The sequence below is a fragment of the Nonomuraea sp. NPDC047897 genome (genome assembly GCF_043204415.1).
GTDB lineage: Bacteria > Actinomycetota > Actinomycetes > Streptosporangiales > Streptosporangiaceae > Nonomuraea.
The window spans coordinates 11,587-30,155 of sequence record NZ_JBIDCC010000010.1 but is presented as its reverse complement, the minus strand read 5'-3'; the positions used below and the strand labels follow the sequence as shown (position 1 = coordinate 30,155).

Below are 18,569 nucleotides of genomic sequence, written 5' to 3'. Positions count from 1 at the left end.
AGACTCTGCTCAGGAGACTCTGCTCAGGAGACGACGGGGGTTGACGACCCGGATCGCGTGCGAGGCGGCCTCGCCGAGTCCGGGCTCGGGTGCGGTGGCGTACGGGGCGTCGGAGCCGTTGACCACGACGTCGACGCCGAGTTCGCGGACGATCGCGTCGATGGCGCGCGGGCCGTAGGAGGAGGTCTCCAGGTAAAAGCCCGGATCGACCCGGCCGCGGCCGTCCCCGCCCCGGGCGAGCAGCCGCTCGGTGTGCAGCGGCGCCAGCCCGGCGAGCAGCGCGAAGCACACGCGCAGCGCCGGGTGCCTGGGGCGGACGACGGCGTGGAAGTAGTGCCAGGCCGCGTGCATCTGCTGCACGTACGGCACGAGCGCGGGCCACCACGCCGGCGTGGCCGGGTGCGCGGCGGGCGCCGGGGCGGCCGGGCCGGGGTGGACGAACAGCGGCAGGTCACGCTCGGTGAGCACCTCCAGCAGCCCGTCGTCGGGGTGGGCGGTCGCCGGGATCTGCAGCCCGGCGAAGCCTCGGTCGAGGTCCGCGGCGAGGCGGCCGGGGTCCGGCTCGCTGTGGCAGGTGGCGGCCCAGGCCCCGAACGGCTCGCCGAGCCCCAGCGCGCCCTCGTGGTAGGCGTCGATGAGCGGCCACGCCTCCTCGGGCGGCAGGGATTCGACGCCGAGCGGGCTGGACAGGGACACCAGGGCCAGCTCCAGGCCGGTGGTGTCACGGGACTCGTGGTCGGCGGGGTCCACCTCGTAGGGAGGCTCGCCGTCCAGCAGCAGCGTCCAGCCGTCCAGGCGGGGCGGCGCGCGGCGGGCGCGCAGCGCTTCGACGAAGGACGGGGTCCACACGTGCTGGTGCACGTCGATGGTCACGATCACACCTCCCTGTATTTCCTACTGACTTTATAGGTAACTTGGTCGATCTGCCGAATCGACTCTGTGAAGCGGTTCAGTGATACGGTTCAGTGAACCGCTTCACCTAAGGACGTGTCAATGCGGCGGCGAGCCGGTAGGACGGCTTTCCGAAAAGTGTCGGCGTCACGCAATAGTCTGGGGCGATGCCCCGGAAGAGAGCGACGATCCGGGAAGTGGCCCGTGCGACAGGGCTGTCTCCTGCGGCCGTCTCCTATGCGCTGCGCGGAATGCAGGTCTCGGAGGAGACCATGCAGCGGGTCCGCGCAGCGGCCGCCGAGCTCGGCTACGAGGCCGACCCCATCGCCCGCGCGCTGGCCAGCGGGCGCACCGGCATGATCGGCCTGCTCTGCGGCTCCCTGGAGGACCTCTGGCAGCAGTCGCTCGCCGTCGGCATCAGCCGGGGGCTGCGGGAGAAAGACCGCTATGCCCTGATCCTCGACGCCGTCGGCGACCCGGCCCGCGAGCGCGCCCTCGCCCAGCAACTGCGCGACCAGCGGGTCGACGGCATGATCGTGCAGCCGCTCGACCCCGCGGCGGCGTTCTGGCCGGAGCTGTGCGAGTCCGTGCCCGTGGTCGCGATCGGCGACTCGCTGGCCGGCACCGCGGGCGAGGTCGTCTTCGACAACCGCCGCGGCGTGACGCTCGCACTGGAGCACCTGCGCGGGCTGGGACACCGGCGCGTCTGCGTGCTCACCCCCACCCGGGCCAGCACCCCCGACCGCCCGGCCGACGTGCACGTCACGGCCGAGGCCGACCGGCTCGGCCTCGACATCACCGTCGCCACCGCCCCCCACGGGCTGGCCGCCGCCACCCGGGTCGCCCACCGGGTGCTGAGCGACGCCCGGCCGAGCGCCGTGTTCTGCTTCGCCGACTCCATCGCCTACGGCGTCTACGCGGCGGCGGCCGAGCTGGGGCTGTCCATCCCCAGAGACGTCTCGGTCATGGGCTACGACGACCACCCCATGTCGGAGCTGCTCACGCCGGGGCTCACCACCGTCGACTGGGACATCGACGGCATCGTGCGGGCCGCGGTCCGGCTGGTGTCGGCGGCGGCCGACGGCTCAGCCCGCCGGCGCCGCGTCGTCCAGCAGCCCACCCTGCGCGAGCGCGGCTCGGTCACCGGCCCGCCCGGGGGTTGAGCGAGGGCGTGGGTCAGTCGCCGTCGGGGACGAAGAGTCCCAGCAGCCAGCTCACCACGCTGATGATGATCGCGCCCCAGAAGGCGGCCGGATAGAAGTCGTCGACGTGGAAGGGGATGTCGAGCTGCCCCGCGATCCAGCTCGTCAGCAGCAGCATGGCCGCGTTGATGACCAGCAGGAACAACCCGAGCGTGAGCACGATGATCGCGCAGCCGAGCGCCTTGACGATCGGCTTCACGATGGCGTTGATCAGGCCGAAGATCAGCGCGACGATGAGCAGCGTGCCCCAGTAGGTGGGGGAGTCGGTCGGTGCGGTGACCTCGATGCCATCGAGGAGCTGGACGGCCACCCACAGCGCGGCCGCGGCCGCGAGGGTTCTGATGATGAATCTCACGCTGGATGATCCTCCCATCCGGGCCTGGCGTTCGGATAGCCCACCGGCGCGACGCTCACGTGGCCCGGCCGTCCGGGGGCGTTATCGGGTCGGCAACGAGGGAAAGAGGGGCCCGGGAGGCAACGAGATGAGCATCGAGGGACTGGAGTCACTGCCCGCCGGCGAACTGCACGAGCGTGCGGTCCGCTACGCGGTTCGCCACGGGGACGTCGGCTTCCTGTGGAACCTGCTGAAGATCATCCCCGCGGCCGAGGCCGCGTCCGGGCACGAGACCGAGACGGCCGCCGACCTCAGCCGGGTGTCCGCCCTGCTGAGCGACGCTCTCGCCGCGGGCGAGGGCGACCTCGGCGACGCCCTGCGCCCCGTCTACATCGACTACCTGTCCAAGCATCCGGACGCCTGACCCCGCACCGCCTGCCTACCCGACCAGGCGGTCCTCCGCCACCGTGTACGCCGCGAAGCCGGGCGTGGCGACCTCCTTGCCGTCACGGCCGATGACCAGCGTCTGGTACGGCTCCGCCTCGGCCAGCTCGGTGGCGAACCGCCTGGCCAGGACCGGTCCCATCGCGTACATGGCGGTGGCGTACGCGTCGGCGACCCCGAGGTCGGGCCCGACCACCGTGACCGCGCCCGGCCAGGACTGGCGGCCGCCCGTGCGCGGGTTCAGCACTGGGGCGCCCCCCGAGGTGGCGATGGCGAGGTCGTACGCCGCCACCGTCCTGCGGGGCAGCCCGGACCGCGGGTCGCGGATCGCGGTCCGCCACGGCCTGCCGGGCGCGGCCGAGCCGCGCAGCCTGATGTCGCCGCCCGCGTCCAGGCGGTGGTCCACGGCGCCGGCGTTGGTCAGCGCGCGGGACAGCCGCTCCAGGGCCCACCCCTTGATGTATCCGGACGGGTCGATGACGCCGTTGATCCGCGCCTCGAACCATCCGCCGGTGCGCTCGCTCAGCGCGTCGCACCGGTGCAGCACCTCGACCAGCTCGGGGATCTGCTCGATGGTCCGCCCGCCGTTGAGCCGGCCGATCTGGCTGTCCGCGCGGGCCGGGCTGAACGTCTCGTCCACCCACCGCAGCCAGGCGAAGGCGTCGTCGAGCAGAGGAGCCAGCTCCCGGCGGGGCAGGGCCGTGCGGATGTCCACGCTCACGGGGATGCCGCTGATCGTCTCAGCGCGGGTGGTTCCGGGAAAAGTCGTCACCATGCCTCCTTGTCCGCTGCCAACCGTTGCATGCGGGCCGTAATGTCACGCTAAGCCGCTCACCGAACGGTATGCCCAGCATCCGGCGTACGACCGGATGAGTAGGGTCTGGGGCATGGCAAACGTGCGTGTGGAGCGGACCGACGACGGCGGGTTCAGAGCGACGAACGACCGGGGCGCCGAGGTGCGCATGGGCGGCGGCGAGGAGGACGGCGTCTTCACGCCGGTCGAGCTGCTCCTGGCGGCGGTGGGCGGGTGCAACATCGTGACCGTGGAGCCGCTCACGGCCAAGCGCGGCCACCAGTTGGTCCGCCTGGCGATGACGGTGGCCGCCGACAAGGTCGAGTCCAACCTGCTCGGCCCGGTGACGATCACCTACGATGTCGAGCTGCCGTCCGAGGAGGCCGACGAGGTCTACCGGGCGGTCGCCCAGCGGGTGCACGACAAGTACTGCACGGTCAGTCGCACCCTCATGGAGGGCACGGAGGTCCGTTTGGAGCTTTCGTAGCCCGATTAGGCAGATATTCGACCCCGTTATGACGCGTCCGTTGCATTCGTCTCGGTAATGTCGAGGCAGGTCGGGAGCACAGCGACTGGCCTGCAGAGCCTTTACCGAGGCGGACGCGGAGGGGGACCGCAGTCCGCAGTGCGGGACCGCCGGCGTTTTGGGGGAATCGCCGGCCTGGACCGCCTTCGATCGGGGCCGGGCAGCTTTGGGGGAACTGCCCGGCCCCGACTCATGTCCGGACGCTGCGTAAGGTGCGGTTCCGTGACAAAGCTCCTCATCGACTGTGATCCCGGCATCGACGACGCGCTCGCGCTCGCCCTGGCCGGCGGCTCCCCGGCCCTGGACATCGTCGGGATCACCACCGTCGGCGGAAACGTCGACCTCGACCAGACCACGCGCAACGCCCTGGCACTGCGCGAGTTCCTGCGGCTCGGCGACGTGCCGGTGATCCCGGGCAGCGCCGGAGCGCTGCTGCGGCACACCGTCCGTGCCGCCCACGTGCACGGCTCCACCGGCCTCGGCGACGCCGTCCTCCCGCCGCCCACCCGCGCCGCCGCGGACGGCCACGCCGTGGACTTCATCGTCGACACCCTGCGCGCCGCCCCCGGCGAGATCACCCTCGCCGCCACCGGCCCGCTGACCAACATCGCCCTCGCCGTACGCCGGGAACCACGCGTCGCCGCGTGGGCCCGCGACTTCGTCATCATGGGCGGCACCTACACGCGCGGCAACCACAACCCGGCCGCCGAGTTCAACATGCTCGCCGACCCCGAGGCGGCCTCGATCGTCTTCGACGCCGGCTGGACCGTGAAGATGCTCGGGCTCGACGTGACCCTCACCGCCCTGGTCACCGAGGCCGTCCTGCGACGACTGCGCCCGCTCGGCCGGCTGGCCGCCGACCTGCTGATCCCCGCCACCACCTCGTACGGCATGGTCACGGCCGAGGGCGGCCCGGCCATCCACGACGCCTGCGCCGTCGCGTACGTCCTGGACCCGTCACTGTTCACCTGCCTGCCCGCGGTGGTGCACGTCGAGACCGCCGGCCGGTACACCTCGGGGATGACCGTGACCGACTTCGAACTGCGCGGCCGGCCCGCGAACGCCCTGGTGGCGACCGCCCTGGAGGTGGACCGGTTCTGGGACCGGGTGCTGGAGGCGTACGGGCGGCTGGCCTCCCGGCTCGGCTGAGTGTGCGAACGATGCTCGGCGGCTGCTACAGTTACACGTGTTGCAGGCGCCGCTAGCTCAGTTGGTCAGAGCAGCTGACTCTTAATCAGCGGGTCCGGGGTTCGAGTCCCTGGCGGCGCACAGCACAGAAAACCCCAGGTCGGTGGCCTGGGGTTTTCCATGTGAGCCGGGGGCATCATCCGGGCCCGGAGTTCCACCAGGCCGGACACACGGGTATGAAACCCCGAGGTAGCGGCCATCCCCTCGGCCCCCACCAAGGCGAGAATCTCAGTGCGCCGTGGCGGGGGGCAGGCCGGTGTCGTCCCTGATGGTGGTGCCGGTGTGGGCGAGGAAGACGTCTTCCAGGGTCGGCCTGGCGAACTGGACCGCGCTGATGGGGACGCCGAGCCCGGTGATCAACCCGGGCAGGAAGGACTCGCCCTCCGGCACCGTGAACGTGAGCGCGTCCCCCTGCCGCGCCGCCTCCAGGCCGAACCGCTCACGCAGCGCGGCCTCGGCGGCCGCGTCGTCGGCGGTACGGATCCACAGCCGGTCCTCGCCTACCGCGGACTTCAGCGCGTCCGGGGCGCCGATCACGGCGATGGCGCCGTGATCCATGATCGCGACGCGGTCGCAGTACTCCGCCTCCTGCATGTAGTGCGTGGTCAGGAAGACGGTGATGTCCTCCCGCGAGCGCAGCTCGCCCAGGTAGCCCCAGATCGCCGCCCGGGTCTGCGGGTCCAGCCCGATCGTGGGCTCGTCGAGGAAGAGGACGCGCGGGGTGTGCAGCAGGCCCCGGGCGATCTCCAGGCGGCGCTTCATGCCGCCCGAGAAGGTGGAGACCAAGTTGTCCCTGCGTTCCCAGAGCCCGACCAACTCCAGCAGGCTTGCGATCCGCTCCGACGCGGCGGCGCGTGGCACGCCGTACAGCTCGGCGTGGAAGCGCAGGTTCTGCACGGCGGTGAGGTACCCGTCGAGTGTGGACTCCTGGAACACCAGGCCGAGGGAGCGCCGGACCCGGTCGCGTTGGGCGACCACGTCGTGGCCCGCGACGGCCGCCCGCCCCGAGGTGGGGGCGAGCAGCGTGCAGAGCATGTTGATCGTGGTGGACTTGCCCGCCCCGTTCGGTCCGAGGAAGCCGAACACCTCGCCGTTCGCCACCTCGAAGTCGATGCCGCGCACGGCCTCCAGGTCGCCGTAACGCTTGGCCAGGCGCTCGACGGCGATCGCCGGGCCGCTCACGGCGCGCCCGCCGGCCGCTGGGAGAACAACGGCAGGAACGGCACGCCGGCGCCGCCCTGGCCCGCGAGGGCCAGCAGCACGCCGGCGGAGCCCGTGGCCAGGTCCGTGGACAGGCGGTAGCCGAGGTTGCCGGGAAAGAGCAGGTGCCCGCGGTACTCGATCGCGTGCCAGGTCAGCACCTCGCGGTGCCGTTCCCAGCCCGGCCGGCCGAGCCGGGCGAGGGTCAGGAGGAGCCCTGTCTTGCCGCGGAACAGGTCGGCCTGGACGGCCAGCCACGGCGTGCACGCGCGAAGCAGGCCGGGCAGGCTCTCCCGGATCCTGGCGTCGCCGGTGTGCGGCATCAGCTCGTCGATCACCAGCGCGATGCCCGCGCTGCCGGTCTCCAGGTACGGCAGCAGCCGCACGCCCGCCTCCGCGACCATGATCGCGCCGTGCGGGCCGGTCACGCAGGCGTCGAGGTCGCGGTGCACCGCCCGCACGGCTGTGTCGATCCAGACCCGGTCGCCGGTGTGCTCGTACACGCGTAGGAGGAACAGCGCCACGCCCGACCAGCCGCGCATCAGTCCGGCGGGCGGCGCGGCGGGCGCGGCGGGCGCGGCCCCGCCGGCGAAGGCGCCGGCCAGCCGCTCGGCGACGTCCAGCGCGGCCCGGACCCGGTCCCGGTCGCCCCACCGCAGGCCGAGGTGCAGGTGCGCGCCGCCGATCCCGGCCAGGCCGGAGGCCAGCGAGGCGCCCGCCCGCTCGGGCGGCGGGTGCCGCCGGAGCAGGGCCGCCGCGGCCTCGGCGTGGCCGAGGTGGTCGAGCGCGTAGGCGATGCCCGCGACGCCGTCGTAGAAGCCCTGATAGGGGAACTCCGCGCGCTCCGCGGCCCGCAGCAGCCACCGCTCGTGCTCCGCATGGCGGCCGTGCCCGGTCACGTCCAGTGCCCACAGCACCCCCGCCGCGCCGTAGCCGAACGACAGGCCACCGGAGACGAACTGCTGGACGTCGCCGGGGAACAGCCTGTCCTCGCGTTCGGGGGTGGCGCAGGCGAGGATGCCCGCCGCGACCCTCTTCGACATCGCGGACCAGTCGGGCGGCGTGTCGTCCGGCTCGCCGGTGCGCTCGGCGGACCCGGCCGGGGCGAGCTCCCGCAGGACGGTCTCCGCCCAGCCCGTCGGCACCGGGAAGTGGCGGGTGACCACCCGGACGAGCTGGTGGACCTTGCCTGGCTGCAACACATGGATCTTGCTGAACGGCAGGAACATCGCCAGCATGACCGCGCTGAGCGCGTACCGGTCCAGGTCCGCGCCGCGCCTGTCCTTACCGACGAACCCCATGGCCCCGAGGCCCGGCCGCCACCCCGCACGACCGGCGTCGAAGGCCAGCTCGAAGTCCACCAGGGCGGCCGTGCCCTCCGGCGTCACCATGACGTTGCCCAGGTGCAGGTCACCGAAGACCACGCCCCGGGCGTGCATCTCGCCGAGGACGCCGGCCAGTGACCCGACGATCCGCTCCGCCTTGCTGGTGTAGGCGGCCAGGTCGGCCGGCGCCGGCTCGGCCATGGTCGCCCACGGGTGGTTCAGCGCGATCCAGACCGCCAGCGGCTCGCCCTCGACGTACTCCTGGACGAGGAAGTGGTGCCCGTCCGCGGCGAACTCGTCGTACAGCGCGGGCACCCCCCGCACGCCGGCGAGCGCGCGCAGCGCCCGGCTCTCGGCGCGCAGGCGGGCGGGGGCGTCGAGGTGGTTGTTGTCGATCGCGGTGTGCGGCCTCGCCTCCTTCAGCACCACCCGCAGGCCGTCGGCCTTCCGGGTCGCCACATAGACACCGCCCGCGTTGGAGAAGTGCAGCGCCCGTTCCACCCGGTACGGCGGGGCGTGCGCGGCGGCGGCTCTGCGCGCCTCCAGGTGCGGCCGCAGCACCTCGGGAATGTCCACCCAGTCGGGCGGGGCGAAGGAGGGCGTGCGCCGGTCGGGCACCAGCACCCCGTCGGGCCGCCGGATGCCCATCGTGATCCGGCCGCGGTCGTCCACGCACCGCATCCGGACGAAACCGCCGAACCGCACGTAGACAGGGCCGTCGCCGATGCGCAGGTCACTGAGGACGTACGGGCCCCGCTCGCCCCGGGTCAGCTCGGCCAGGTCGGTGACGACGGCCGCGAACCGCTCGGGCGGCGGATAGACGGTGACCAGCTTGCCGCTGGTGCCGCGCGGAGTGTACTTCGCGTTGAACACCAGCAGCATGTTGCGGTCGATGAGGTGCTTGAACGGCACGCCGTGCTCGACGCAGTAGTCCCAGACCGCGGTGCAGATCCGGTCGGCGTTCTCCAGCGTGGCCGAGAGGTGGATCTTCCAGCCCTGCTCCGGCGAGGTGTGGCCCACGGGTTCCAGCGACTCCCACACGGTCCGCCGCCTGCGCGTCCAGCCGTCGGGCGTGGGCCGGGCGGACACGCCGAAGGCGGCGTCGCCGAGGTGGCCGGCGCCGGCCGACCAGCGGGTGGCGTCCTCGTAGAACAGCGGGTCGGCCAGCGTGTAGTACTGCACCATGTCGTTCAAGCACTGCCTCCGCGTGTCACACGACGTCGGCGGGCGGGACCGCGTCGGGCGACAGGCTCCGGCGCAGCCGTTCGACGAGGTCGATCAGCGTCCACAGCGGGGGCGCGCCCGCGGCGTCCGCCCGCCGGGTCGTGGCGCTGATCGCGGGTAGGGTGGGCGCCACCACCACGTTGGGCCGCTCGGCCAGCGTGTCGAGGTGGGCGCGGAACGTGGGGTTGTCCAGCGCCCCCGGCGGCAGTGAGGGAGCCACGCCGATCGGCGCTGACGTGCACTGCAGGGCCAGCAGCGAAGGCGTGTCGGCCAGGCCCAGCGCCAGCCTGGACACGTAGTTCAGGCAGGCCGGATAGACGGCGATCGCCTCGCTCCACTCGGTGAGCCGCACGTGGAGCGCTTCGGGGCCGGGCTCGTCCGGCCAGCGGTCGGGAAGGACCTCGCCGCGGATCAGCACGCTCAGCGCCTCGCGGCTGACGAACCGTTCGGCGCTGCGCGTGAGCACCACCCGCGCCTCGAGGTCCGGGTAGGAGGTGGTGAGCCAGGTGAGCCAGGACGGCAGGTGCATCGCGGCGACGGCGCCGGTGCCCACGATCAGCAGGCGCCGTGCGCCGAGCTCGGGAACGCGGCGGGGCTTGGTCACGTGGGGCCCTCGCGACAGGACATCGGCCTTTCCCTGGGGACATGGCGAATCGGCTCGTGGCCGCTCGCCCGTTGGAATTCCGCCTCCCGCGGCACGTTAGTTTTCGGTGCGGGCCGGCGTCAATTTCCGGCGGTGACCCGCGGCCGGGAATGCTCCGTGGCCGTCCTGCCGGCGCCATTCGGGTCCCGTTCCGCGATATTCCGACCGGTATTCCGCCGGGTGTCCCATCGGCATTCAACCGGTATTCCGGCAGGTCCGGCCGTCTCGCCGGCGGGACGCCGGATAGCGGCCGGACCGCCCCGGCGGGCTGCGGCGTTGCGGGCGGGGGAGTGGGTGCCTACCGTCACGGACAGGCCCGCGGAACGGTGCGGGCGCCGGCTCGGCATTTCCCCCGCGCGCATCGCGGGGAAAGCGGCGCGGAAGCCGTCCGGCGCGCTTTCCTATTCCCACGCGTGCGGGAGGAGAAACACATGCGGGTCCTGCTGGTCTCCTACGCCGAGAAGACGCATTTCCTCAGCATGGTGCCGCTGGGCTGGGCGTTGCGGACCGCCGGCCACGAGGTGCGGGTGGCGACCCAGCCCGAGCTGGCGGACGCCGTCGCGGGCACCGGGCTCACCGTGGTGCCGGTGGGCCGCGACCACGCCCTGTACCGCCACCGCGAGTGGGCCCGGCGGTTCGGCGAGGAGGAGGGGTCGGGGTTCTTCGACATGGGGGAGAGCTGGCCCGGCGACCTGACGTGGCAGGAGCTGACCTGGGGATACCGCGAGGTCGTGTCATGGTGGTGGCGCACCGTCAACGGTCCGATGATCGACGACCTGACCGACTTCTGCCTGCGGTGGCAGCCTGACCTGGTGCTCTGGGAGCCGGGGACGTTCGCGGGGGCGATCGCGGCCCAGGCGTCGGGCGCCGCTCACGCCCGGGTGCTGTGGAGCGTGGACCTCTTCGGGTGGATGCGCGAGCGGTTCCTGCGCGTGCTGGCCGAACAGCCGGCGGGACGGCGGGACGACGTGCTGGCCCGGTGGCTCGGCGCGCAGGCCGGGCGCTTCGGCGGACGGTTCACGGAGGAGTTGGCCCGGGGCCACTTCACCGTGACCCACATGCCCGCCTCGCTGGGCCGGGCCGCCGGCCTGCACTACGTCCCGATGCGGTACGTCCCGTACAACGGCCGGGCCGTCGTCCCCGCATGGCTGCGGGTGCCGCCCGAACGGCCGCGCGTCTGCCTCAGCCTCGGGCTGTCGGCGACCGAGCGGCTCGGCCGCTACGCCGTCTCCATGCAGGGATTGCTGGACGCGCTGGGCGACCTCGACGTCGAGATCGTCGCCACCGTGCCGCCCCGGCAGCGGGCCGAGCTGGCGAGCGTGCCGCCCAACGCCCGGCTGGTCTCGTTCGTGCCGCTGCACGCGCTGATGCCCACCTGCTCGGCCGTCATCGACCACGGGGGGCCGGGCACGGTGTGCACGGCGGCCGTCCACGGGGTGCCGCAGCTCATCCTGCCGCGCCGGCTGCTCGACGACCGGCTGGTGGCCCGCGGGCTGGCCGATCAGGGCATGGCGCTGATGATCCCGAGCGACGACGTCACCGAGGAGAGCACCCGTGAGCACCTGGTGCGACTGCTCCGCGAGCCGGACCTGCGCCGGGGGGCCGGGCGGCTCAGGGACGAGATGCTCGCCCTGCCGACGCCCAACGACGTCGTCGCGGAGCTGGAACGGCTCACGGCCCTGCACCGGGCGGACGGAGCCGCGGCGCGTCAGCCCTCCCGCACGCCCACGAAGAGGCCGCAGTCCCAGGGCGCGCCCTCGACGTAGACGGGCGACAGCCCGCACCGCGTGAACGCCGCCTCGTACTCCTCCCGCGTGAACAGCGTCAGCTCGAAGCTGTGCGACGAGTGCCGCACCCCCGCGCCCGGGTGGGCGGCCAGGCAGTGCACGTCGGTGCGGACCTTGCGGCCGGTGCGCACCGAGTGCGACATGCGGGCCAGTACGGGCTGCCGGTCGTCGAACACCTCGGCCGAGACGTGCCCGGCGTCGAACGTGTCCGGGAACCACCACGGCTCGACCACCACCACCCCGCCGCTGACCACGTGCGCGGCCATGCGCGCCAGGGCCGCGTCGAGCTCCTCGGCCGACTGCAGATGGCCGATGGCGAACAGGCACGAGACGGCGTCGTACGTGCGGCCGAGCTCGAAGTCACGGATGTCGCCCAGGTGCAGCGGCACGCCGGGCAGCGACTCCTTCGACATGGCCAGCATGTCCTGCGACAGGTCCATGCCCTCCACCCGGTCGAACGCCTCGGCGTAGCGGCGCAGGTGGTTGCCGGTGCCGCAGGCCAGGTCCAGCAGCGAGGCGGCGCCGGGCGCGTGGCGCCGGACCCACCGGACGGCGTCGGCGGCCTCGCCCGCGTAGTCCTTGCCCCGGCCCAGGTAGACCCGGTTGTAGCTCTCCGCCAGCTCCGCTGGGTACATCTGTTCCCTCGGTTTCCCGGCCGGCGTCGGGCGGCCGTGTCCGTTACGCCTAACGCCCGATCCCACGGTAGGAGAAGCCCAGCTCCCGAAGCCGGTCGATCATGTCCCGTGAGTAGTAGGCGCGCCCATCCACCACGACGCACGACGGCGCCGCGGCACGGCGCACCTCGGCGAAGTCCACCGCGTCGAACTGCTTGTGCCTGGCCAGCACGGCGACGCAGTCGGCGTCACGGACCGCTTCCCTCAGGGACTCCGCCTGACCCGACCCGAAGGTCTTCTCGGTCTCCCCGGCCGTCACGAGCGGGTCGTACAGCCGCACCTGCGCGCCGGCCTGCCGCAGCGCGGCCACGACCGGCGCGACCGGGGTGGCCCGCAGGTCGCCCGTGTCGTTCTTGAACGCCAGTCCCAGCACCGCGATCGTGGCCGTCTCGGGGCTCCTGCCGAGCTTGGCCAGCTCCTCGACGATGAGCCGCACGGTGAATCCGGGCATGGAGTCGTTGACCGTCCGGGCGACGGGGATCGTGCGCAGCTCGACGCCGAGCTCGCGGGCCGAGCGCCACAGCATCCACGGGTCCTTGGTCAGGCACGACCCGCCGACCCCGACGCTCGGCAGGAGGACGTTGACGCTGCCCTCTCCCTTGGGGATGGAGTTGGCCGCCGAGATGACCTCCAGCACGTCCACGCCGGACCTGGCGCAGACCTGGGCGAGCTCGTTGGCCAGGGCTATGTTGTGGTCGACCCACCAGTTGTTCGTCAGCTTCACCAGCTCCGCGGCCTCGACGGACCCGCAGGGCACCACATCCACGCCGATGCTCTTCTGCCAGAACACCGCGGCGGCGTCGACGCTGTCCTGGCACCAGCCGCCGATGACGATGGGGAAGCGGCGCAGCTCGCTCAGCGCGACGCCCTCGGACAGGCGTTCCGGGCAGAAGGCCAGGCCGAAGTCTGCGCCGCAGGACAGCCCTGAGCTCTCCAGCAAGGGCGCCACGAGGCCGCGCGTGGTGCCCACGGGCACCGTGCTCTTGAAGATGACGAGCTGGCCGGGCCGGATCCCACGGGCCAGCTCTTCGCAGGCGCCGCGGAGCTGGGTGTCCACCAGGGCGCCGTCCGGCCGGACCGGGGTGCCGACCGCCACGATGACGATGTCGGTCGAGGACACGGCGTCGTAGTCCGTCGTGACGCTCAGTCGTGATGAGGTGATTCCGCGGGCGAGCAGGTCGGGCAGGCCGGGTTCGCGGAACCGGCAGTGCCCGGCGGTCAGCTCCGCGACCAGAGAGGCGTCGTTGTCCACGCCGACCACGCGGATGCCCTGGTCGGTCAGGGCCGCGGCCACGCAGGACCCGACGTAGCCCAGACCGATGACGGACACCGTGATGCTCTCCCAGTCGGGCAGGAAGCGCATGTCAGCCCCCGAATCTCGTCGCACGGGTGATGTGTCGGTTCATGTCACGCTTTCGTGGTGGGTGTGCCTTGCGGGCCCGGCGGACGTGCGCGCGGTCAGGCGGGTGGGACGGCCTGGTCGTTCTGGGAGATGCGCAGGGCGACGAAGTCGGCCAGGTCGTCGAAGGTCTTCCCCTCGAACTGCTGCATGTCCTCCAGCAGGCGCACGTCGTAGATGTCCTCCAGCGTGAGGATGAGCTGCACGACCGAGAACGAGTCGAGGTCGTCCATCTTGCTGGGCTCGGGCAACTCGAACTCGGGCTCGCTGGAGGTGAACATCAGGATCGTCATCGCCTGGACCTTGATCTGCGTGATCAGTTCGTTCCGCTCGATCTCGAGCATCTCGCTCACGTCCCCTTCGTCAGGTCTTCGCTTCTCGTCACCGAGCCGTCAACGGCCGATCGGGCTCTTCACCAGCCGGTCGAGGAACCTGGTGCCGTACTTCTCCCACCGGTCCCGGTGGATCGACAGCACCCGCAGGCCGTGGGCCGTACCGAGATCGCGCACCTGGGCGGGAGGCTCCACCTCCTCGGTGATCATGGCGGGGAAGGCGGCCAGGGTGTCGAAGTTCCGTGGCGTGGCGCAGAAGTAGATCTTGCCGATCTCCCAGGTGGCGAACGCGTAGTTCACCACGAGCATCGTCGCTTCGAGACTGATGCCGAACCCGGTCCTGAGCGGGTCGGTGACCACGTCGACGCGCACCTGGCCGAGCGCCGTGTCGAGGTGCGTCATCGAGGCGAAGCCGACCTTGTCCCCGGTGTCGGTCCGCACGACGAAGAACTGGGCGGCCGTCTCCGCCGCGTCGTCCGTGCCGGTGGCCAGGAACGCCTCCAGATCGGGCAGCCGGGCGAGCCCCTCGCTGTCGAGGACCCGCCGCACGTCCGGCCCGGCGACCACCGGGTCCACCGGGACGAGCGTCGTGCGCCGCGTTATGACATGGGGAATGAGCATGGTTCGCCGCCCCTGGTTGATTCGATTCTGATTAACCGGGACCGGGATGTTCAGAAGCTTCCCGGCAGGTGCCCGGATTCCCGAAAATACCGATCGATGGCGAGCTGGTAATAGCCCGGACCGAAGTTCATGCCGGCCAGCTCCGGAATAATTCCGTGGAGCTTCTCCACCGAGAGGCAATGAGCCGTCCCGAGACCGGCGAAATCTCTTTCGGCAGTCACGTTGAGTCGCTTCTCGATATGGTCCACGATCAGCTCGACGCGCACGCAGTCGCCCGAGGCCACGTTCACGATCTCCTGCTCGATCCCGGTCTCCAGGAGCCTGTCGATGATCATCACAGCGTCGGCCACGTGCAGCAGGTCGCGGTAGGCGCCCTGGTAGACGCGCACCGACCCCGACAGGATCTGCGTGATCAGCGACGGGATCAGCCTGAACGGTGGCGCGTACGGCCCCAGCATGTAGCACAGCCGCAGCGTCAGGTAGCGGACGCCGGAGTCGCGGATGAGCGCCTCCAGCCCCAGTTTGTGCCGGCCGTACTCGGTCAGCGGCGCCATCGGCTCGTCCTCGCGCCCCTGGCAGCCGCGGCCGCCGCCGTAGATGCTGGCGGTGGAGAAGAAGACCAGCTTGTGGTCCCGCTTTCGGCAGTCGCGGATCGCCTGCTCGACCAGGGCCACCTCGCGCGCGTGCTCGGACTCCGGCAGGTCCTGGCGAGGCACGCCCGCGGCCAGCACGGTCACCCCGGCGTGCCGGTGGCCGAGCGGACGCAGGTGTTTCGCCAGGAAACCATTTCCGATGATCTCCACTGCCGCGAACCGCCTTTCGACCGGAAATGCGCGGAACCCGCGGCGCGGGCCCGCCGTACGAGATGAGAACATGTCGCCGGCGACCAAGACAAAGCCGTCATCGCGCCGTGCCGAATAACGCATCCGTCCGGCTGCGCGTCCCGCTGGCGGGACAAACCGAGCGGCGCCCGCGAACGATAATGGGTGACCCGTCAGACGGCGTCCGGGTGAATGACGCCCGTGGCGGTGACGGGGCCTCGGCGTTATTGTGCCGTCCGAAGGGCTGACGCACCACGATGACCGATCTCACGGAACGCGACGACGCCCTCGCCCGGCTGGAGTCGCTGCTCGCCGGCTGCCGGGCCGGCCGCGGCGGCCTGGTCTCGATCAAGGGCTTCGCCGGCAGCGGGAAGACCGCGCTGCTGCGCGAGTGGGCCGCGCGGGCGCGCGCGGCCGGCTTCCTGACCCTCGGCGCCATCGGGTCGCGGGCCGAGAACATGGTGCCGATGGGGCTGTTCAACCAGCTCTTCCCCGCACCGGCCGGGCCGGCCGACGGCCCGCTCGGCCCGCTTGCGGCACTGATGGACGAGGCCTTGTCCCGGACGTGGACCCTGCCCGTCCACGGCACGCCGGCGCAGTCCAGACTCGTGCACCGGCTGTGGTCCGAGGTCGCCCGCCTGGCCGGACGCCGGCCGGTCCTGATCACCGTGGACGACGCGCACCACGCCGACGCCGCGTCGCTGCAGTGCCTGCTGTACTTCGCCCGCCGGGTGGAGCGGACCCGCGTCGTCATCGCGCTGGCCGAGCCGGCCCGGCCCCGGCGGCTGCTGGAGGCCATCGACATCGAACTGCTCGGTTACCCGCACGGCCACCGGGTCGAGCTCGGCGCGCTGACCCAGGACGGGGTCGCGACCCTGCTCCGCAGGCACGTGGCGGACGCCGGTGACGGTCTGGCGGCGGCGTGCTGGGAGTTGAGCGGCGGCAACCCGGCGCTGGTGCGCGCCTTCGCCGAGGACGTCCGCGCCGCCCGCACCGCCGCCCGCACCGCCGCCCGGCCCATGGCCGGTGATCGGTCCGGTGATCGGCCGCCGCTGGACGCCTACGCCGGGGCGGTGCTCGCCTGCCTGCACCGGGGCCGGCCTACGGGACTGTGGGCGGGCCGCGCGGCCGCCGTCCTCGACGAGGACGGGCCGGACCATCTCCACCGGCTGCTCGGCATCGACCCCGCCTCGGCCGGCCAGGCGCTGGACGAGCTCGACCGGATCGGCGTCCTGCGTGCCGGGCGCTTCCGCGACCAGGAGGCGCGCATGGCCGTCCTAGGCGACATGGACCCGCGGGAACGCGCGGCCATGCACCGGCGGGCCGCCAAGCTGCTGCGCGACCACGGGGGATCCCGCACCGCCATCGCCAGGCACCTGGTGGCCGCCCTGTACGCGCCCGACCCGTGGGTGGTGCCGCTGCTTCAGGAGGCCGCGGCGCAGGCGTTGCTGGACGACGAGGCCGAGTTCGCCGTCGACTGCCTCAACCTCGCGGTCCGGGCCTGCGCCGACGAGGCGCAGCGGGCGGAGACGACGCTCATGCTGGCCAGGGCCGGGTGGCGGCTCAACCCCGCCACCACCGACCGGCACCTCACCATGCTGGCCACGGCGCTGCGTGAGGGCAGCCTGCCCTGGCGCGAGGCGGGCGACGTGGTGCGGGCCCTGCTGTGGCACGGACGGCTGCACGAGGCCGGCCAGACGCTGGCGTCCCTCGCCGGCCGGGCCGACGAACCCGGGCTGACGGCCACGCGGGAATGGCTGTCGGCCGTATGCCCCCCACTCCTGGCCAACCTCCCTCACCCGCCGACCCCACCACTCACCACAACGGACCCCAGGACCCTGAGCCCGGCCGTGAGCCCGGCCGTGAGCCCGGCCGGGAATGGGAGGCGGGGGGCTTGTGGTGCCGGAGTCCCGCCGGCGAGACCCGCGGAGGGTGAGGGGTCTCTCGCGCCGGTGGGCCCGGGCGTGGCGAAGCCCGCGCGGGGGGACGCGGTGGCCGAGGCGGAGGGTGTGCTGCGCGGGGCCCGGCTGGACGATGCGACGCTGCCGGCCGTCGAGGCGGCGCTGCTGGCGTTGATGTGCTCGGACGCCGCCGAACGGGCGGCCTTGTGGTGCGACCGTGCGATGCGGGAGGCGGCCAGGCGGCGGGCGCCCACGTGGCGGGCCTTGCTGACCGCGCTGCGAGCGGAGATCGCGGTCCGGCAGGGCCACCTGCCCCTGGCGGAGCGGCACGCGAGCTGGGCGATCAGTCATCTGCCGCCGCGGAGCTGGGGGGTGGCCGTCGGCATGCCGGTGGCGACGCTGGTCCGGGCGGCGACCGGGATGGGCAGCTACGACCTGGCCGCGCACCACCTCGGTCGGCCGATTCCGGACGCGTTGTTCCAGACCCGGTTCGGCCTGCATTACCTGGACGCTCGCGGCCACTACCACCTGGCGACGGGCAGGCCCCACGCCGCGCTCGACGATTTCCTGGCCTGCGGCGAGCTGATGAGCGGGTGGGGGGCCGACCTGCCGGTGTTCCCGCGGTGGCGGCTCGGGGCAGCCGAGGCGCACCTGCGGATCGGCCGCCGCGACCGTTGCCGGGAACTGCTGGACGAGCAGCTCAGCGAGCCGGCGGCGGCCTCGGCCCGGGTGCGGGGGACTGCGCTGCGGCTGTGCGCCGCGCTGCGGGACCCGGTGGAGCGGGTGCCGCTGCTGACGGAGGCGCTCGCGCTGCTGGAGGGCTCCGGCGACCGCCTGGGCACGGCCCGCGTGCTGGCCGACCTGAGCCACGCCCACCAGGTGCTGGGCGGCCGGTCGCGGGCCCGCCAGGCGCGACGGCGGGCGCTGCGTCTGGCCGCCGAGTGCCGGGCCGAACCGCTGCGGCGGGCGTTGGCGCTCAGCGAGGTGCCCCGCGACAGCGACGCCGGGCCGTACCCGCCGGAGAGCGCCTACGAGACCAGTCCGCTCCTCAGCGACGCCGAGCACCGGGTGGCGTCCCTGGCCGCGGAGGGGTACCTGAACCGGGAGATCGCCGAGTTGCTCAGCGTCACGGTGAGCACCGTGGAGCAGCACCTCACCCGCATCTACCGCAAGCTCGGCGTCGACGGCCGGGGCGGGCTCGCCGGGAGGCTGCGCCCCCGAGCCCCGGACGCGTGACCGCGAGCCCCGGGCCGCGCCCCACGAG

Annotated in this window: 17 protein-coding genes and 1 tRNA gene; 7 read left to right on the top strand and 11 right to left on the bottom strand. The window is 72.6% G+C overall.

Annotation, left to right across the window (positions count from 1 at the left end):
• Positions 1-9: 9 nt before the first annotated feature.
• The gene (locus tag ACGF0J_RS22800; protein ID WP_393148893.1) at positions 10-873 is read right to left on the bottom strand and encodes an amidohydrolase; all 864 of its coding nucleotides are present in this window, start codon (positions 871-873) and stop codon (positions 10-12) included.
• A 215-nt stretch (positions 874-1,088) separates the two neighbouring features.
• On the opposite strand from ACGF0J_RS22800, the gene ACGF0J_RS22795 reads away from it, so the two are divergent.
• Entirely contained in the window at positions 1,089-2,054 is a 966-nt protein-coding gene (locus tag ACGF0J_RS22795) for a LacI family DNA-binding transcriptional regulator (RefSeq protein WP_393148891.1), read from the top strand.
• Between the two features lie 13 nt (positions 2,055-2,067).
• Here ACGF0J_RS22795 and ACGF0J_RS22790 read toward each other — a convergent pair whose 3' ends face one another.
• Complete coding sequence (locus ACGF0J_RS22790; protein ID WP_393148889.1) at positions 2,068-2,448, bottom strand: phage holin family protein; 381 nt, start codon at positions 2,446-2,448, stop codon at positions 2,068-2,070.
• 127 nt (positions 2,449-2,575) lie between these two features.
• On the opposite strand from ACGF0J_RS22790, the gene ACGF0J_RS22785 reads away from it, so the two are divergent.
• A complete protein-coding gene (locus ACGF0J_RS22785) occupies positions 2,576-2,851 on the top strand; it encodes a hypothetical protein (protein WP_393148887.1) in 276 nt (91 codons plus the stop codon).
• Positions 2,852-2,866: 15 nt separating this feature from the next.
• Here the strand turns inward: ACGF0J_RS22785 and ACGF0J_RS22780 are convergent, their stop codons facing one another.
• Positions 2,867-3,646 (bottom strand): FAD:protein FMN transferase, encoded by a 780-nt coding sequence (locus ACGF0J_RS22780; RefSeq protein ID WP_393148885.1) that lies wholly within the window; start codon positions 3,644-3,646, stop codon positions 2,867-2,869.
• A gap of 112 nt (positions 3,647-3,758) precedes the next feature.
• On the opposite strand from ACGF0J_RS22780, the gene ACGF0J_RS22775 reads away from it, so the two are divergent.
• The 3 genes from ACGF0J_RS22775 (at position 3,759) to ACGF0J_RS22765 (ending at position 5,459) form a co-directional block, all read left to right on the top strand.
• Positions 3,759-4,151, top strand: a complete 393-nt coding sequence (locus ACGF0J_RS22775; RefSeq protein WP_393148883.1) for an OsmC family protein — start codon at positions 3,759-3,761, stop codon at positions 4,149-4,151.
• A gap of 261 nt (positions 4,152-4,412) precedes the next feature.
• Positions 4,413-5,339, top strand: coding sequence for a nucleoside hydrolase (locus tag ACGF0J_RS22770; RefSeq protein WP_393148881.1), 927 nt, complete (start codon positions 4,413-4,415; stop codon positions 5,337-5,339).
• Positions 5,340-5,385: 46 nt separating this feature from the next.
• A tRNA-Lys gene (locus ACGF0J_RS22765) sits at positions 5,386-5,459 on the top strand.
• A gap of 147 nt (positions 5,460-5,606) precedes the next feature.
• Here the strand turns inward: ACGF0J_RS22765 and ACGF0J_RS22760 are convergent.
• The 3 genes from ACGF0J_RS22760 to ACGF0J_RS22750 are packed head-to-tail and all read right to left on the bottom strand — an operon-like array spanning position 5,607 to position 9,731.
• The gene (locus tag ACGF0J_RS22760) at positions 5,607-6,560 is read right to left on the bottom strand and encodes an ATP-binding cassette domain-containing protein (protein ID WP_393148879.1); all 954 of its coding nucleotides are present in this window, start codon (positions 6,558-6,560) and stop codon (positions 5,607-5,609) included.
• Positions 6,557-9,088 carry a class III lanthionine synthetase LanKC gene (lanKC, locus tag ACGF0J_RS22755; RefSeq protein WP_393149219.1) on the bottom strand — a complete coding sequence of 844 codons (2,532 nt, stop codon included), beginning with the start codon at positions 9,086-9,088 and terminating at the stop codon, positions 6,557-6,559. The genes ACGF0J_RS22760 and lanKC overlap by 4 nt, the downstream gene beginning before the upstream one ends.
• Before the next feature lie 25 nt (positions 9,089-9,113).
• Complete coding sequence (locus ACGF0J_RS22750) at positions 9,114-9,731, bottom strand: flavoprotein (protein ID WP_393148877.1); 618 nt, start codon at positions 9,729-9,731, stop codon at positions 9,114-9,116.
• A gap of 470 nt (positions 9,732-10,201) precedes the next feature.
• On the opposite strand from ACGF0J_RS22750, the gene ACGF0J_RS22745 reads away from it, so the two are divergent.
• Positions 10,202-11,536, top strand: a complete 1,335-nt coding sequence (locus tag ACGF0J_RS22745; protein WP_393148875.1) for an activator-dependent family glycosyltransferase — start codon at positions 10,202-10,204, stop codon at positions 11,534-11,536.
• Here ACGF0J_RS22745 and ACGF0J_RS22740 read toward each other — a convergent pair.
• The 5 genes from ACGF0J_RS22740 to ACGF0J_RS22720 form a co-directional block, all read right to left on the bottom strand.
• Positions 11,479-12,192 carry a class I SAM-dependent DNA methyltransferase gene (locus tag ACGF0J_RS22740; RefSeq protein WP_393148873.1) on the bottom strand — a complete coding sequence of 238 codons (714 nt, stop codon included), beginning with the start codon at positions 12,190-12,192 and terminating at the stop codon, positions 11,479-11,481. The genes ACGF0J_RS22745 and ACGF0J_RS22740 overlap by 58 nt on opposite strands.
• 49 nt (positions 12,193-12,241) lie before the next feature.
• Positions 12,242-13,594: a nucleotide sugar dehydrogenase gene (locus ACGF0J_RS22735; protein ID WP_393148871.1), complete on the bottom strand. Its 1,353-nt coding sequence runs from the start codon at positions 13,592-13,594 to the stop codon at positions 12,242-12,244.
• 95 nt (positions 13,595-13,689) lie between these two features.
• Entirely contained in the window at positions 13,690-13,974 is a 285-nt protein-coding gene (locus ACGF0J_RS22730; protein WP_393149218.1) for a hypothetical protein, read from the bottom strand.
• A 48-nt stretch (positions 13,975-14,022) separates the two neighbouring features.
• Entirely contained in the window at positions 14,023-14,583 is a 561-nt protein-coding gene (locus ACGF0J_RS22725) for a GNAT family N-acetyltransferase (protein ID WP_393148869.1), read from the bottom strand.
• Between the two features lie 50 nt (positions 14,584-14,633).
• Positions 14,634-15,386 carry an NAD-dependent epimerase/dehydratase family protein gene (locus tag ACGF0J_RS22720; RefSeq protein ID WP_393148867.1) on the bottom strand — a complete coding sequence of 251 codons (753 nt, stop codon included), beginning with the start codon at positions 15,384-15,386 and terminating at the stop codon, positions 14,634-14,636.
• Positions 15,387-15,661: 275 nt separating this feature from the next.
• Here ACGF0J_RS22720 and ACGF0J_RS22715 point away from each other — a divergent pair, with 275 nt between their 5' ends.
• Positions 15,662-18,541: an AAA family ATPase gene (locus tag ACGF0J_RS22715; protein ID WP_393148865.1), complete on the top strand. Its 2,880-nt coding sequence runs from the start codon at positions 15,662-15,664 to the stop codon at positions 18,539-18,541.
• Positions 18,542-18,569 lie beyond the last annotated feature (28 nt).